1 protein-coding gene is annotated in these 210 nt (G+C 52.4%); it reads right to left on the bottom strand.

Annotation, left to right across the window (positions count from 1 at the left end):
- Nucleotides 1-210 (bottom strand): S1C family serine protease (locus LJE08_RS14850; protein ID WP_227403696.1); only part of this gene is annotated, 210 nt, incomplete at both ends.

Below are 210 nucleotides of genomic sequence, written 5' to 3'. Positions count from 1 at the left end.
GTCGTTACGTTAGCGGCACTGATTTTTAAAACGGCCAGATCAGTCGTTGAGTCCGTACCAACCAGTTCAGCCTGGACCTTCTTGCCGTTGCTCATGATCACCTGCAGCGCGCTGGCCCCAGAAACCACGTGATTGTTGGTAACGATATAGGCGGCGTTGCCTGACTTCTTATAGATTACCCCTGAACCTTCACTGACCGTCTGCAGCGAA

Origin of the sequence: Holdemanella sp. DFI.5.55 (assembly GCF_020593575.1) — a bacterium.
Taxonomy (GTDB): domain Bacteria; phylum Bacillota_I; class Bacilli_A; order Erysipelotrichales; family Erysipelotrichaceae; genus Holdemanella; species Holdemanella hominis.
Note: the sequence above shows the minus strand (reverse complement) of the source record. Positions and strands in the feature narration are given on the sequence as shown.